The sequence below is a fragment of the Yersinia sp. FDAARGOS_228 genome (assembly GCF_002073315.2).
Classification (GTDB): Bacteria; Pseudomonadota; Gammaproteobacteria; order Enterobacterales; family Enterobacteriaceae; genus Yersinia; species Yersinia intermedia.
Window position 1 is genome coordinate 1,575,774 of sequence record NZ_CP020409.2, and the last position, 15,089, is coordinate 1,590,862.

A 15,089-nucleotide genomic window follows, 5' to 3' on the forward strand; every position below is an offset into this window, starting at 1 on the left:
GCCATTGTTCAGTTCAACGCCACGCTATTGTCCTGCCGACTCCCCTTGCCGCCCTAAATGCTCTATTTTTCATCAAAGTCAATTTCAGCTCACACTTCTACTCTGAATTTTATTTGCTCTAACCGATAGAGCGGGTAGACTGCGCGAAAAAAAGTGAACACATGTAAGCTGAATGCCAATTAGCTGCAAGTTGCAGTACACTTTAATGGATAATCAATACCCAATAGATTTCAAGGTGCGGGACGGCGCTAAGCGAAAGGCTCCCGATAAACTGGTCCAGTCACCTGATTTGGATAAGCGCAAGCCGCTTCACAGCAGTAACTTGAAAGATGGCGAGTACAAAGCGAGCGGCGATGTTATGACCCACACATTAGAGCAATACCACCTTGTGCGCCGACTGCGCCAACAAATCAGCCACCGTGCTGACCAAATAGCCTTGCGTGAATGGTCGCCAGAGGGCGAACAGCAATTAAGCTGGCAGCAGGTTGATACCCATGTCACCCAAATTTCAGCCGCTCTGTTATCCCTAGGGGTTGCCATCCAAGAGCGCATTGGGATTTTTGCCAATAACAGCATGACCTGGTCGTTGGCGGATTTAGCTATTTTGCAGTTACGTGGTGTCAGTGTTCCATTGTATGCCACCAATACCAGTGCTCAGGCCGCCTATGTGCTCAATGATGCCGATGTGCGTATTTTATTTGTCGGCGGACAAACGCAATTTGATGTAGCCGCAACGCTAAAGCCGCTGTGCCCGCAACTTGCTCAGATTATTGTGTTAGACCCTACAGTTGATTTACGCGGTTGTGAATATGCCCAACACTTAGCTGATTTTGAGCAGCAGCCTGATGCGGTACAGCAACATCTACTCACTGCACGTATAGATAGCTGCGACTTAAATGATTTATTCACACTGATTTATACCTCGGGAACCACCGGTGAACCGAAAGGTGTGATGCTGGATTACCGTAATATGGCCGCCCAGCTTTATTTGCACGATCAGCGTTTAACCCTGACAGCAGAGGATGTCTCTCTTAGTTTCCTGCCGTTATCCCATGTGTTTGAGCGGGCCTGGAGCTTCTATGTGATGCATACTGGCGCCCAAAATGTGTATATCAGCAATACTGATTGGGTGCGACCAGCGATGCTGGCAGTAAAGCCGACGGTGATGTGTGCTGTCCCTCGGTTTTACGAGAAAGTGTTCAGTGCCATCAATGACAAAGTCGCTCTGGCAAAATGGCATCGCCGGATGTTGTTCCGTTGGGCGGTAGGGTGTGGCGAGCGCCAATTCCAAAGCCTGCAACGTGGGCAAAAATTATCATTGTTATCCGGGCAGATGTACAAGCTGGCGGATCGCTTGGTATTGAGTAAATTGCGTGGGGTATTAGGCGGGCGGGTGCGCTTTTTACCGGCCGCCGGTGCTCGGTTAGATGACAATATCATCCTGTTTTTCCAGGCAATCGGTATCAATATTAAGTACGGCTATGGCATGACCGAAACCTGTGCCACCGTTTCATGTTGGGAAGAGCAAGATTTCCGTTTCGGCTCTATCGGTAAGCCGCTGCCGGGGATTGATGTGCGTTTGGGCGCAGAGAATGAAATTCAGGTACGCGGTCCCATTGTGATGCGCGGCTATTTTAACAAACCGCAAGAGACGGCTGAGTCGTTCACCGAAGATGGTTGGCTCAAAACGGGGGATGCCGGGGCGTTGGATGCCCAAGGGAACTTGTTTATCACCGAACGGCTGAAAGACTTGATGAAAACCTCCGGCGGGAAATATATTGCGCCGCAAATGATTGAGGGCACACTTGGTCAGGATCGTTTTATTGAACAGGTTGCGATTATTGCCGATACGCGCAAATTTGTCTCCGCGCTGATAGTGCCCTGTTTTGAGTCACTTGAAGAGTATGCCCGTTCGATAAACCTGAAATACCACGACAGGTTAGAGTTATTACGCCATAGCCATATTGTCAGTTTGTTTGAACAAAGGCTGAAAGATATGCAAAAAGAGTTGGCGCTGTTCGAGCAGGTTAAGCGCTTTACGTTGTTACCGCAGGCATTTACCATGGAAACGGGTGAATTGACCCCTACTATGAAGCTGCGCCGTAAAATCATTCTCCAGCGTTATCAGAATGAAATTGATTCTATGTACCGCGATTAGTCGATACTGTCATCATGTTGCTGCCTGTTCTGATACAGGCAGCCGCTGTTTTTCTGAACGTTCAGCCCCTTCACTTACCTGGCCCGGTATCATCCCACGTTTTTTCTTCTACCAACGCGTAAAATTCTTAGCCTGATTAAGTTCTATGATTAATTATCTTGGCGGTGTTTAAACTAAGGTCAGCCCTTCTCAGGCAGTTTTTTGTTTTTGTAATGTGAACAAAAACAGAGTGCGGCCAACTAAATTGTCTTTAGTGCAGCGAATTGCCATTTGCCTGCCAGAAAATCTGACGTTATGTTAATAAGTTATTACGTACAAATAATAAATATAGGAATTAGGGCGAAGTGCCTTTCCTACAGGATCCCGTGGAAATGACTTCCCGTTATCCAATGAGCAAACTAAGCCTGGAGGCAAAACCCATGGAGATGTTGTCAGGAGCCGAGATGGTTGTCCGATCGTTAATCGATCAGGGCGTGAAGCATGTATTCGGTTATCCCGGCGGGGCCGTACTTGATATCTACGATGCCCTGCACACGGTCGGAGGCATCGATCACGTGCTGGTGCGCCATGAACAAGGCGCGGTTCACATGGCCGATGGCTATGCACGAGCAACCGGCGAGGTTGGCGTGGTACTGGTTACTTCAGGCCCAGGTGCGACCAATGCCATTACCGGTATCGCTACTGCGTATATGGACTCAGTACCGATGGTGGTGCTTTCCGGTCAGGTACCTAGCTCATTGATAGGCTACGATGCTTTTCAGGAATGTGACATGGTGGGGATCTCCCGCCCAGTGGTGAAACACAGTTTTCTGGTGAAGCGGACTGAAGATATTCCAACAGTACTGAAAAAAGCCTTCTATCTGGCATCAACTGGCCGCCCAGGCCCGGTCGTTATCGATTTGCCAAAAGATATTGTTGGACCTGCAGTAAAAATGCCTTACGCCTACCCGGATCAGGTTAGCCTGCGTTCTTATAACCCCACAGTACAAGGCCATCGTGGGCAGATTAAACGCGCGCTGCAAACTATTCTGGCGGCCAAGAAACCCATCATGTATGTCGGCGGTGGGGCGATTAACTCTGCCTGTCACGAAGAGCTGCTCGTTCTTGCTGAGAAACTGAATTTGCCGGTGACCAGCTCTTTGATGGGGTTAGGGAGCTTCCCAGGAACTCATCGCCAAAGCGTAGGTATGCTGGGGATGCACGGAACATTTGAAGCCAATATGGCGATGCACAATACGGATCTGATTTTTGCCGTTGGCGTGCGCTTTGATGACCGTACCACCAACAATCTGGCGAAATACTGCCCGAATGCCACGGTAGTACACATCGATATCGACCCGACTTCAATTTCGAAAACCGTAAATGCAGATATTCCAATAGTTGGTGATGCCAAACAAGTCTTGGTACAGATGCTGGAGTTGTTGTCTCAGATTGATTGCACACAGGATTGCGATAGTTTGCGTGACTGGTGGCAATCCATCGAACAATGGCGTGCCCGCAATTGCCTGAGTTACAACAAAGACAGCGGTAAAATCAAGCCGCAGGCGGTGATCGAAACCTTACATCGCCTCACTCGCGGTGATGCCTATGTCACCTCTGATGTCGGTCAACACCAGATGTTCGCTGCACTTTACTATCCGTTTGATAAGCCACGCCGTTGGATTAACTCCGGTGGACTGGGGACGATGGGCTTTGGCCTGCCCGCAGCACTTGGCGTCAAGCTGGCGTTACCAGACGAAACCGTAGTTTGCGTCACCGGTGATGGCAGTATCCAGATGAATATTCAGGAATTATCCACTGCATTGCAATATAACTTGCCGGTGCTGGTGTTGAACCTGAACAACCGCTATCTCGGTATGGTGAAACAGTGGCAGGACATGATCTACTCTGGCCGACACTCACAGTCTTATATGGATTCGCTGCCTGACTTCGTCAAATTGGCTGAAGCCTATGGCCATATTGGCGTTTCTATTCGCACGCCGGATGAATTGGAAAGCAAACTGGCTGATGCCCTGACACAATTATCCGAGACCAAGCGTTTGGTATTTGTGGATGTGACGGTTGATGAAACGGAGCATGTTTACCCGATGCAGATTCGTGGTGGTGGCATGGACGAAATGTGGCTTAGCAAAACGGAGAGGACATAATTATGCGCCGCCGGATTTTATCAGTTCTACTGGAAAACGAATCAGGTGCGCTCTCAAGAGTTGTGGGCCTGTTTTCTCAACGTGGTTACAACATTGAGAGTTTAACGGTCGCGCCGACCGACGATCCGACACTGTCCCGCATGACGATTCAGACCGTGGGCGATGCTAAGGTTCTGGAGCAGATAGAAAAACAACTGCATAAACTGGTCGATGTACTGCGTGTTAGTGAGTTGGTTTCTGGCTCACATGTTGAGCGTGAGATCATGTTGGTGAAGTTGCAGGCCAGTGGTTACGGGCGTGAAGAAGTGAAACGGTGTGCGGAAATCTTCCGTGGGCAAATTGTGGATGTGACCGCCACGCTTTACACCGTCCAACTGGCTGGCACCAGTGATAAGCTGGATGCATTCCTCAATGCGGTGCGGGAAGTGGCAGAAATTGTCGAAGTTGCCCGCTCAGGTATTGTCGGTGTGTCACGCGGTGACAAGATTATGCGTTAATGAAACTTATTAACACTGACTAATCTCCAATAATCAGGCTCGGCAGGTGTGTCGGGCTTTTTTTTTCTTATTTTTTAACCGAGATAGCGTTATATGGCGGTTAAAGCGGTTGCTCAAGAGTGAGTTCTGCGGTTAGATCTACAGTGTGCTATATCCGTAGTTAAACTATGTCTATAAATCTTGTGGTTTAGCTTGTGACACCGCAGTTTATCGGCGTTTTTGAGAATCACTGGGATACTTAGCTCTGGCAGACATCATGCCTTTCATCACTTTATTGGGTTTATAAGGGGTTAATGTGAAACTGGATGAAATCGCGCGTCTTGCGGGCGTTTCGCGTACAACGGCCAGTTATGTCATTAATGGCAAAGCGAAACAGTACCGAGTCAGCGACAAAACAGTAGACAAAGTTATGGCGGTTGTCAGGGAACATAACTATCACCCAAATGCTGTTGCGGCAGGATTGCGCGCGGGCAGAACCCGTTCCATTGGTTTGGTGATCCCGGACCTTGAGAATACCAGCTATACCCGTATTGCAAATTATCTGGAACGCCAGGCGCGCCAGCGCGGTTATCAACTGTTGATCGCCTGTTCTGAAGATCAGCCAGATAATGAGATGCGTTGTATCGAACACCTGTTACAGCGCCAGGTTGATGCCATTATCGTTTCTACCGCATTGCCCCCTGAGCACCCTTTTTACCAGCGCTGGGCTAATGATCCATTGCCAATCATTGCATTGGATCGGGCGCTTGATCGGGAGCATTTCATTAGCGTCGTCGGCGCGGATCAAGAAGATGCACTGATGCTGGCACAAGAACTACGTGCCTTCCCCGCAGAGTCGGTATTGTATTTAGGCGCGCTGCCGGAACTCTCGGTCAGTTTCTTGCGTGAGATGGGATTCCGTGAGGCGTGGAAAGATGATCCACGTAAAGTTGATTACCTGTATGCCAATAGCTACGAGCGCGAAGCTGCTGGCGTGCTGTTTGCGCAGTGGCTTAAGACCCACCCAATGCCACAGGCGCTATTTACCACCTCATTCCAGCTACTACAGGGCGTTATGGATGTGACCTTAAAGCAAAGTGGGCGTTTACCCAGTAATCTGGCGATTGCTACTTTTGGTGATAACGAGCTGTTGGACTTCCTTGAGTGCCCAGTACTGGCAGTGGCACAGCGCCACCGTGATGTTGCCGAGCGCGTGCTGGAGTTGGTATTAGCCAGTCTGGATGAACCGCATAAACCGAAACCGGGGTTAACCCGTATTCGCCGCAATTTATTCCGCCGGGGCAGTTTGAGCCGCAAGTAACCGAGTAATAAATATTCCGGTTAGGGCGGTTAATACCCAATAAATTTCATGGTGTAGGAAGCCAACAGCGGCCTCAACGAGGTGAGGCCGCTGTTGGGCCGAGTAGTGACGCCAACACACCTGCATTATGAAAGATGACGAATATTCTCAAACATAGCCTGCCACGCGGAACAACCGGCGGCAGTATTCCAGAAAGTAGCCGTAAGCCACACCCATCGCCATTGAAACCAACGCGTTACTGGTAACCGCCGTAGTAATTTGTTCTAAATCAGCCCCGACCGACCACAAGATTATGGCATAAACCGGAGACTGGAAGCTGACATAGGCCAGTAAGTCTGCCAGATTCCGCGCCCAAAAATGCTTATCGGCATGATGGCGCGCAAAGCGGATAAAGGCATCCCGATACACACCATAAGGCCAGGCAATAAGGATATTGACGGGTATTGAAACCAGGCGGGAAGAGAGTGACTGCTGGAAGGTCATTCCCGATATCACGATTTCAATTATCATACCGATGACAAAACAATACACCACGAGCGCAAAAGTATCGGCTGCAGCACTACGCAGGCGGGACCCAGTTGAAAACATTGTCATTAACTCCCTACTTGGGGGAAAAGTCTGCCAAAATACCAATTGATGAGATTTTTAGCAGGATTTATACATTGCTTATCATTTAAATTGCAGGTGATTATATTGCTATTTTGCTTTTGATATAGTTTACAGTGCTATCGTTATTAATATAACCAGCTTAAAATTTTTATTTTTAACATTTGTCTGGTTTTTATACTTTGTACTGTGAGGAATTGAGCTTTGGGTGGTTTTTTAAATGGCGGGATGTCTATTTTTTCTTTAAAAACATGTGGTTGTGTTTTTTGATGTTGGCGAGGAAAGGGCCGGCAACGTAACTCAAATTTTAAATAAGGTGTGAAACAGAAACTAATTTACTTAAATTTCTAATTTAAGATTTATCTGCCTGAAGACATTCATATTTCAGTGATGCTAAGAAATATGCACCAATAATTTATTTCAAAATAGATTAATCCCCATTGGTTAATTGAAGTAAAATGTCGCGCCAGTAACACTCGTTGTTCCCAAGGTTATTATTGTGCTGCTGTGGGTTTTGCCGCCGACTATCGCTGTTTTTCCTTAGGAGACGCCAGCGGTAGCGGGTTTTGTACTCAGGCTGTTTATTTTTAGACCGTACAATTTTCATACTAAAAATGAGACATTCCTTGCAGAAGGAAATAATGAGACAATTAATCGGCAATTAATTATTTATTTAAGTAGCTAGAATTATTGGCGGAAAAATAGCCCGTTTATCATGACGTTAATTTCTATTACAACCACTAAAATAGCCCCTTCTACGAGATATATCTCAAAAATGGCCCATAAATATTGTCAAAGCGCATCGGCTCTGGCTTGACAAGGTTTTCATACCATCCGTAAACTCTTTAATGTGGGGATTTGTGGGGTAAAGTGGCGAATTGGGTCATGAAGGGGTAACTCAGTCATGTTTCGTGGTGCAACGATGGTTAACCTCGACAGTAAAGGGCGGCTTGCCGTACCTACCCGTTATCGGGATTTACTGAACGAGGAGTCGCAAGGCCAGATGGTCTGTACCATAGACCTTCACCAACCATGCCTGTTGCTTTATCCACTCCCTGAATGGGAAATCATTGAACAAAAATTATCCCGTCTGTCGAGCATGAATCCGGCTGAGCGTCGGGTCCAGCGTTTGCTGTTAGGGCACGCCAGTGAATGTCAGATGGATGGTGCCGGGCGCTTACTGATCGCAGGAACATTGCGACAGCATGCCGGGCTGAATAAAGAAGTGATGCTGGTTGGGCAGTTCAACAAGTTTGAACTGTGGGATGAACAGACCTGGTATCAACAAGTCAAGGATGACATCGACGCAGAACAGTCCACTCAGGAACCCTTGTCTGAGCGGCTACAGGACTTATCGCTATAAGCATGGTAGATAACAACAAAATTGTAGATAACAACTACAAGCATACAAGCGTATTGCTGGATGAGGCGGTAAATGGCCTGAACATCCGCGATAACGGCATCTATATTGACGGCACTTTTGGCCGTGGTGGCCATTCGCGTCTGATTCTGTCCCAGCTTGGGCCAGAAGGGCGTCTGATTGCAATTGACCGTGACCCACAAGCTATCGAAGCGGCAAAATCTATTACTGATCCACGTTTCTCTATCGTACACGGTCCTTTTTCCGAGTTAGCGCATTATGTGCGAGAACTGGATTTAGTTGGCCGCATTGACGGTGTATTGCTCGATCTAGGGGTTTCATCACCCCAGTTGGATGACCCTGAACGTGGTTTCTCTTTCATGCGTGACGGGCCATTGGATATGCGTATGGACCCCTCCCGTGGATTATCTGCTGCTGAGTGGTTGATGAAAGCCAGCGCCGACGATATCGCGTGGGTGTTAAAAACCTTTGGTGAAGAGCGTTTTGCCAAGCGCCTGGCTAAAGCCATTGTTGAGCGCAACCTTACTCAACCGATGACTCGCACCAAAGAGCTGGCTGATTTGATTGCCAACGCCAGCCCATTCCGCGAAAAGCACAAACATCCCGCTACCCGTAGCTTCCAGGCTATTCGTATCTATATCAACAGTGAATTGGAAGAGATTGAGCGCGCACTTGATGGCGCACTTGAAGTTCTGGCCCCTGCGGGCCGTTTGTCAGTGATTAGCTTCCACTCTCTTGAAGATCGCATTGTTAAAAACTTTATTCGTCATCATAGCCGTGGCCCACAGGTTCCTGCAGGGTTGCCATTGACGGAAGCGCAGTTGCGCAGCATGGGTGGGCGCACATTGAAATCGGCTGGCAAAATGATGCCTCCAGATGCTGAGGTAGCGGAAAACCCACGGGCACGAAGCTCGGTATTGCGTTTTGCCGAGAGGATTAAAGAGTGATAGGCAACGAACGCCACGGTTTAGTTGGGGTCATCAGCGGTGATTTAATCCGCAATGCGAAGATCCCGTTAATTTTACTGATCGCGGTGTTGGTGTCTGCTGTTTTCGTGGTAACCACCGCTCACCGTACACGCTTGTTGACCGCAGAGCGTGAGCAGTTGGTGCTGGAACGGGATGCGCTGGATATCGAGTGGCGTAACCTGATTTTGGAAGAGAACGCGTTGGGTGACCACAGTCGTGTTGAAAGTATCGCGACTGACAAACTGAAAATGCAACATGTTGATCCATCACAAGAAAATATTGTGGTTAAACAATAGGTTATTTCCAATAAATAAAGGAATTAGTCGCCACCATGACGTTGAGTAGCCAAGGTAACGGATGAAAGCAGCGCGCCCCGGGAAGTTAAAGCGCCAGGAAGAACAAGCCAGCTTTATTAGCTGGCGTTTTGCGTTGCTGTGCGGCTGTATTTTGCTGGCATTGGTCGGTTTGATGTTACGTACCGCGTACCTGCAAGTGATTAATCCTGACAAACTGGTGCGCGAGGGTGATATGCGCTCGCTGCGAGTGCAGGAAGTACCGACTGCTCGTGGCATGATCAGTGACCGCTCAGGCCGCCCGTTGGCGGTAAGCGTGCCGGTCAATGCGGTTTGGGCTGATCCGAAAGAGCTGACCGAGCGTGGTGGTATTACGTTAGATACTCGCTGGAAAGCGCTATCGGATGCTCTGGAAATCCCACTGGATCAATTGGCGACACGTATTAATGCCAATCCTAAAGGGCGTTTCGTTTATCTGGCGCGTCAGGTTAACCCCGCGATTGGCGACTATATCCATAAACTGAAACTCCCCGGTATCTATCTGCGGCAGGAATCACGCCGCTACTATCCGGCCGGTCAGGTGATGGCACACATTATTGGTGTCACCAATATTGATGGTCAAGGCATTGAAGGGGTTGAGAAAAGTTTTGACCGTTGGCTCACTGGGCAACCAGGTGAGCGTACGGTACGTAAAGACCGCTATGGTCGTGTCATTGAGGATATCTCTTCTGTTGATAGTCAGGCCGCACATAACCTGGTGTTGAGTGTTGACGAGCGCCTACAGGCGCTGGTGTATCGCGAATTGAACAATGCGGTGGCATTCAACAAAGCAGAATCAGGCACTGCGGTGCTGGTAGATGTGAGTACCGGCGAAGTATTAGCAATGGCGAATAGCCCGTCTTATAACCCGAATAACCTGACCGGAACGCCGAAAGATGCGATGCGTAACCGGGCGATAACCGATATTTTTGAACCCGGCTCCACAGTGAAGCCAATGGTAGTGATGACGGCATTGCAGCATGGCGTTGTGAAAGAAAACAGCGTGCTGAATACCTTGCCGTACTTTGTTAATGGGCACCAGATTAAAGACGTGGCCCGTTACGCAGAGCTGTCCGTGACCGGGATCTTGCAGAAGTCGAGTAACGTCGGTGTTTCTAAGCTGGCGTTAGCGATGCCATCCTCAGCGTTAGTAGATACTTACTCACGGTTTGGGTTTGGGAAAGCGACCAATTTGGGGTTGGTCGGAGAAAGCAGTGGCTTATATCCTAAAAAACAACGGTGGTCTGACATAGAGAGGGCCACCTTCTCTTTCGGCTACGGGCTAATGGTAACACCGTTACAACTAGCGCGAGTCTATGCAACCATCGGCAGCATGGGGATTTATCGCCCGCTGTCGATCACCAAAGTTGACCCGCCAGTGGCCGGTGAACGCATTTTCCCTGAACCGCTGGTTCGTACCGTGGTGCATATGATGGAAAGTGTGGCATTACCTGGCGGCGGGGGCACGAAAGCCGCCATTAAAGGCTACCGTATTGCCATTAAAACCGGTACTGCCAAGAAGGTTGGCCCGGATGGCAAGTATATGGACCGATACCTCGCTTACACCGCCGGCGTTGCGCCCGCGAGTAACCCTCGATTTGCTCTGGTTGTGGTCATCAATGACCCGCAGGCAGGGAAATATTACGGTGGTGCGGTTTCTGCACCGGTGTTCGGTGCCATCATGGGCGGCGTTCTGCGTACCATGAACATTGAGCCAGATGCGTTACCCACCGGTGATAAAAGCGAATTAGTGATTAATACAAAAGAGGGTTCAGGTGGCAGATCGTAACTTGCGCGACTTACTCGCTCCTTGGGGGCTAGACGTCCCGGAGCGTGCGCTACGGGAAATGACATTAGACAGCCGTGTTGCCGCTGCCGGGGATTTGTTTGTCGCCATTGTCGGCCACCAGACGGACGGGCGTCGCTATATCCCGCAAGCTATCGCACAAGGTGTTGCAGCCGTGATAGCCGAAGCCGGTGGCGTGGCACCGGATGCCAGTGTGGTAGAGATGCATGGTGTTCCTGTTATTTATTTGCGTAATTTGAATCAACATTTATCCAAGCTGGCGGGGCAATTCTACCATCAGCCGGGTGCAGCATTACGTTTGGTCGGTGTGACGGGGACCAACGGCAAAACCACCACCACCCAATTGTTGGCACAATGGAGCCAGGCACTGGGGGAAACCAGCGCGGTAATGGGTACGGTTGGCAATGGTTTGTTAGGGCAAGTGATCCCGACGGAAAATACCACCGGTTCAGCGGTTGATATCCAGCATTTACTGCGCAATTTGGTTGATCAAGGGGCTACTTTTGCGGCGATGGAAGTTTCTTCCCACGGTTTGATTCAAAACCGCGTAGCTGCATTGCCGTTTGCTGTCGCCGTGTTCACTAACTTAAGCCGCGATCATCTGGATTATCACGGCAATATGGCGAGTTATGAGGCGGCAAAATGGTTGCTGTTCTCCACCCATCAATCCGAACACAAAATTATCAATGCTGATGACGAAGTCGGTCGCCGCTGGTTAGGGCAGTTGCCGCAAGCAGTCGCTGTCAGCATGGAAGGCCAGGTTCCTACGGGCTGGAATGGCCCGTGGTTATCGGCGAATAACGTTCATTATCACGATAACGGTGCCAGCATCGCTTTTGACTCAAGCTGGGGCGAAGGCCAATTAGAAAGCCGTTTGATGGGGGCGTTTAACGTCAGTAATCTGCTGGTGGCACTGTCAACACTCCTTTCACTGGGTTATCCGCTAGCACAATTATTAGCAACCGCACCAAACCTGCAACCGGTATGTGGGCGTATGGAAGTGTTTAACGCGCCAGGTAAACCGACGGTGGTCGTGGATTATGCTCATACCCCGGATGCTTTGGAAAAAGCCTTGGCTGCGGCCCGCTTACATTGCAAAGGTCAGTTGTGGTGTGTGTTTGGTTGCGGTGGTGATCGTGACAAAGGTAAGCGCCCACTTATGGGCGGTATCGCAGAACAACTGGCGGATCGGGTGGTCGTCACCGACGATAACCCACGCAGTGAAGAGCCGCAGGCTATCGTGGCGGATATCCTCAGTGGCTTGTTGGATGCTGGGCATGCATTGGCAATTCATGGCCGCGCCGAAGCGGTGACCAGCGCCATTATGCAAGCCAAAGAAGAAGATGTCGTCCTGGTGGCAGGTAAGGGACATGAAGATTATCAATTAGTGGGTAATCGCCGCCTGGATTATTCAGACAGAGTTACCGTCGCCCGTTTGTTGGGGGTGATGGCATGATTAAGGTCTCGCTGCATTTCCTGTCTACGCTGCTTAACGCTGAATATATTGGCAGTGAAAACGTCGATATCACTGAAGTGACCATTGATACCCGTAAGGTTACAGCGGGTTGTTTGTTCGTGGCACTGAAAGGCGAGCGTTTTGATGGACATGATTTTGCAGAAGATGCTGTTGCCGCAGGCGCTGGCGCTTTGCTGGTAAGTAAACGCTTACTGGTGGGGGCACCGCAGTTAGTGGTCAAAGACACTCGTCTGGCGCTGGGGCAACTTGCGGCGTGGGTGCGTGAACAAGTGCCTGCTCGGGTGGTGGCTTTAACCGGCTCATCCGGTAAAACCTCAGTAAAAGAAATGGTGGCTGCCATTTTACGTCAATGCGGCAATGTGCTGTATACCGCTGGCAACTTCAATAACGATATTGGGGTGCCACTGACTTTACTGCGTTTGTCGCCTGAGCATGATTTCGCCGTGATTGAACTGGGGGCGAATCATGTTGGCGAAATCGCCTATACCACGGATTTAAGCCGCCCTGAGAGTGCTTTGGTTAACAATTTAGCTGCCGCTCATCTGGAAGGTTTTGGTTCACTGGCGGGAGTGGCGAAAGCCAAAGGTGAAATTTTTGCCGGGTTGCCTGCTAACGGGACGGCAATTATTAATGCCGACAGCAATGACTGGCCGCACTGGCAGGAAATGCTGCACAACAAGCGCGTTTGGTATTTTTCACCTCGCGGTGCGGAAGATATCGATTTCTATGCCAGTGATGTGCGTATTACACCACAGACGACGCATTTCACCCTGCATTCGCCCTTTGGCACCATAGCCATCGAATTACCCCTGCCGGGGCGGCACAACATTGCCAACGCCTTAGCTGCAACGGCGTTAGCCATGTCAGTTGGCGCGGATTTAGCTGCCGTCCGCCAAGGGCTGGCACAATTAAAAGCTGTACCGGGCCGTTTATTCCCGATTCAATTATCGGCAGGTAAATTGCTGCTCGATGACTCTTACAACGCCAACGTCGGTTCTATGACTGCTGCGGCACAAGTGCTGGCGGAAATGCCCGGTTACCGCGTGCTGGTGGTGGGGGATATGGCTGAATTGGGCGATACCGCGGTGGATTGCCATCGTCAGGTGGGGGAAGCTGCCAGACAGGCGGGTATTGATAAAGTGCTGAGTGTTGGCTCATTGAGTCAGACGCTGAGTGATGCGAGCGGTAACGGCGAACATTTTCAGGATAAGAACACATTGGCAGCCCGTGTGAGTGAATTGCTGCTCGAACATCCGGTTATCACCGTTTTAATTAAAGGTTCACGTAGCGCCGCCATGGAAAATGTCGTGCGTGCGTTACAGGAGAATGCATCATGTTAGTTTGGTTGGCTGAATACTTAGTAAAATTTTACTCGGGCTTTAACGTCTTTTCCTATTTGACGTTCCGAGCCATTGTCAGTCTGTTGACGGCACTGTTTATTTCTTTGTGGATGGGGCCGCACCTGATTGCTTATTTGCAGAAATTGCAGATTGGTCAGGTAGTCCGTAACGATGGGCCAGAGTCACATTTCAGTAAACGCGGCACGCCAACCATGGGCGGCCTGATGATTTTGTTCTCTATCACCATTTCGGTGCTGATGTGGGCTTACCCTTCCAATCCATATGTCTGGTGTGTGCTATTCATTCTTGTGGGTTATGGCATCGTCGGTTTTATCGATGATTACCGCAAAGTGGTGCGTAAGAACACCAAAGGTTTGATCGCCCGCTGGAAGTATTTCTGGCAGTCAGTGATTGCACTGGCGGCAGCATTCGCCATGTACAGCATCGGTAAAGACACCGCGGCTACCGAGCTGGTGGTGCCATTTTTCAAAGACGTCATGCCGCAACTGGGTTTGATGTATATCTTGCTGGCTTACTTTGTGATTGTCGGTACCAGTAACGCGGTGAACCTGACTGACGGATTGGATGGTTTAGCTATCATGCCGACCGTGTTCGTCGCCGGTGGTTTTGCATTGGTTGCCTGGGCGACCGGTAACGTGAACTTCGCCGCATACTTGCACATTCCTTATCTGCGCCATGCCGGTGAACTGGTGATTGTCTGTACCGCGATTGTCGGTGCCGGGTTGGGCTTCTTATGGTTTAACACCTATCCGGCACAGGTCTTTATGGGTGATGTCGGCTCGTTGGCCTTGGGTGGTGCGTTAGGCACTATCGCGGTATTACTGCGCCAAGAGTTCTTATTAGTGATTATGGGCGGGGTATTCGTGGTTGAAACGCTGTCGGTAATCCTACAGGTAGGTTCCTTTAAGTTGCGTGGGCAGCGTATTTTCCGCATGGCTCCGATTCATCATCACTACGAACTTAAAGGCTGGCCGGAACCACGGGTTATCGTGCGTTTCTGGATTATTTCGCTGATGCTGGTGCTGATTGGCCTGGCGACGCTGAAGGTGCGGTAA

12 protein-coding genes are annotated in these 15,089 nt (G+C 49.8%); 11 read left to right on the top strand and 1 reads right to left on the bottom strand.

Features of this window, described 5'->3' with window-relative positions; genetic code table 11:
• Positions 1-358: 358 nt before the first annotated feature.
• From A6J67_RS07195 to cra, 4 genes are all read left to right on the top strand, one after another.
• Entirely contained in the window at positions 359-2,158 is a 1,800-nt protein-coding gene (locus A6J67_RS07195) for an AMP-dependent synthetase/ligase (protein WP_032905549.1), read from the top strand.
• A gap of 419 nt (positions 2,159-2,577) precedes the next feature.
• On the top strand, positions 2,578-4,305 hold the full coding sequence (gene ilvI / locus A6J67_RS07200) for an acetolactate synthase 3 large subunit (protein WP_050288168.1): 1,728 nt from the start codon (positions 2,578-2,580) through the stop codon (positions 4,303-4,305).
• 2 nt (positions 4,306-4,307) lie between these two features.
• The gene (ilvN, locus tag A6J67_RS07205) at positions 4,308-4,802 is read left to right on the top strand and encodes an acetolactate synthase small subunit (protein WP_004388986.1); all 495 of its coding nucleotides are present in this window, start codon (positions 4,308-4,310) and stop codon (positions 4,800-4,802) included.
• 295 nt (positions 4,803-5,097) lie between these two features.
• Positions 5,098-6,102 carry a catabolite repressor/activator gene (gene cra / locus A6J67_RS07210; RefSeq protein WP_005181395.1) on the top strand — a complete coding sequence of 335 codons (1,005 nt, stop codon included), beginning with the start codon at positions 5,098-5,100 and terminating at the stop codon, positions 6,100-6,102.
• A 147-nt stretch (positions 6,103-6,249) separates the two neighbouring features.
• On the opposite strand, the gene A6J67_RS07215 is transcribed toward cra, so the two are convergent.
• Positions 6,250-6,690, bottom strand: a complete 441-nt coding sequence (locus A6J67_RS07215) for an L-alanine exporter AlaE (RefSeq protein ID WP_050072520.1) — start codon at positions 6,688-6,690, stop codon at positions 6,250-6,252.
• Positions 6,691-7,612: 922 nt separating this feature from the next.
• On the opposite strand from A6J67_RS07215, the gene mraZ reads away from it, so the two are divergent.
• From mraZ to mraY, 7 genes are all read left to right on the top strand, one after another.
• Positions 7,613-8,071 (top strand): division/cell wall cluster transcriptional repressor MraZ, encoded by a 459-nt coding sequence (gene mraZ / locus A6J67_RS07220; RefSeq protein ID WP_004875568.1) that lies wholly within the window; start codon positions 7,613-7,615, stop codon positions 8,069-8,071.
• Positions 8,072-8,073: 2 nt separating this feature from the next.
• A complete protein-coding gene (rsmH, locus tag A6J67_RS07225) occupies positions 8,074-9,036 on the top strand; it encodes a 16S rRNA (cytosine(1402)-N(4))-methyltransferase RsmH (protein WP_005181402.1) in 963 nt (320 codons plus the stop codon).
• Positions 9,033-9,353, top strand: coding sequence for a cell division protein FtsL (ftsL, locus tag A6J67_RS07230; RefSeq protein ID WP_032905456.1), 321 nt, complete (start codon positions 9,033-9,035; stop codon positions 9,351-9,353). Before rsmH ends, ftsL begins: the two co-directional genes overlap by 4 nt.
• Before the next feature lie 61 nt (positions 9,354-9,414).
• A complete protein-coding gene (locus A6J67_RS07235; protein ID WP_005181406.1) occupies positions 9,415-11,178 on the top strand; it encodes a peptidoglycan glycosyltransferase FtsI in 1,764 nt (587 codons plus the stop codon).
• Entirely contained in the window at positions 11,165-12,652 is a 1,488-nt protein-coding gene (gene murE / locus A6J67_RS07240; protein WP_192945363.1) for a UDP-N-acetylmuramoyl-L-alanyl-D-glutamate--2,6-diaminopimelate ligase, read from the top strand. Before A6J67_RS07235 ends, murE begins: the two co-directional genes overlap by 14 nt.
• Entirely contained in the window at positions 12,649-14,013 is a 1,365-nt protein-coding gene (gene murF, locus A6J67_RS07245) for a UDP-N-acetylmuramoyl-tripeptide--D-alanyl-D-alanine ligase (RefSeq protein ID WP_050288120.1), read from the top strand. Before murE ends, murF begins: the two co-directional genes overlap by 4 nt.
• Entirely contained in the window at positions 14,007-15,089 is a 1,083-nt protein-coding gene (mraY, locus tag A6J67_RS07250) for a phospho-N-acetylmuramoyl-pentapeptide-transferase (RefSeq protein ID WP_032905459.1), read from the top strand. Before murF ends, mraY begins: the two co-directional genes overlap by 7 nt.

Excerpts from the sequence above, each read along its gene's own strand:
- A6J67_RS07195 (WP_032905549.1), top strand. The coding sequence starts at position 359 with ATGACCCACACATTAGAGCAATACCACCTTGTGCGCCGACTGCGCCAA.
- ilvI (WP_050288168.1), top strand. The coding sequence starts at position 2,578 with ATGGAGATGTTGTCAGGAGCCGAGATGGTTGTCCGATCGTTAATCGAT.
- ilvN (WP_004388986.1), top strand. The coding sequence starts at position 4,308 with ATGCGCCGCCGGATTTTATCAGTTCTACTGGAAAACGAATCAGGTGCG.
- A6J67_RS07215 (WP_050072520.1), bottom strand. The coding sequence starts at position 6,690 with ATGTTTTCAACTGGGTCCCGCCTGCGTAGTGCTGCAGCCGATACTTTT.
- mraZ (WP_004875568.1), top strand. The coding sequence starts at position 7,613 with ATGTTTCGTGGTGCAACGATGGTTAACCTCGACAGTAAAGGGCGGCTT.
- rsmH (WP_005181402.1), top strand. The coding sequence starts at position 8,074 with ATGGTAGATAACAACAAAATTGTAGATAACAACTACAAGCATACAAGC.
- A6J67_RS07235 (WP_005181406.1), top strand. The coding sequence starts at position 9,415 with ATGAAAGCAGCGCGCCCCGGGAAGTTAAAGCGCCAGGAAGAACAAGCC.
- murF (WP_050288120.1), top strand. The coding sequence starts at position 12,649 with ATGATTAAGGTCTCGCTGCATTTCCTGTCTACGCTGCTTAACGCTGAA.
- mraY (WP_032905459.1), top strand. The coding sequence starts at position 14,007 with ATGTTAGTTTGGTTGGCTGAATACTTAGTAAAATTTTACTCGGGCTTT.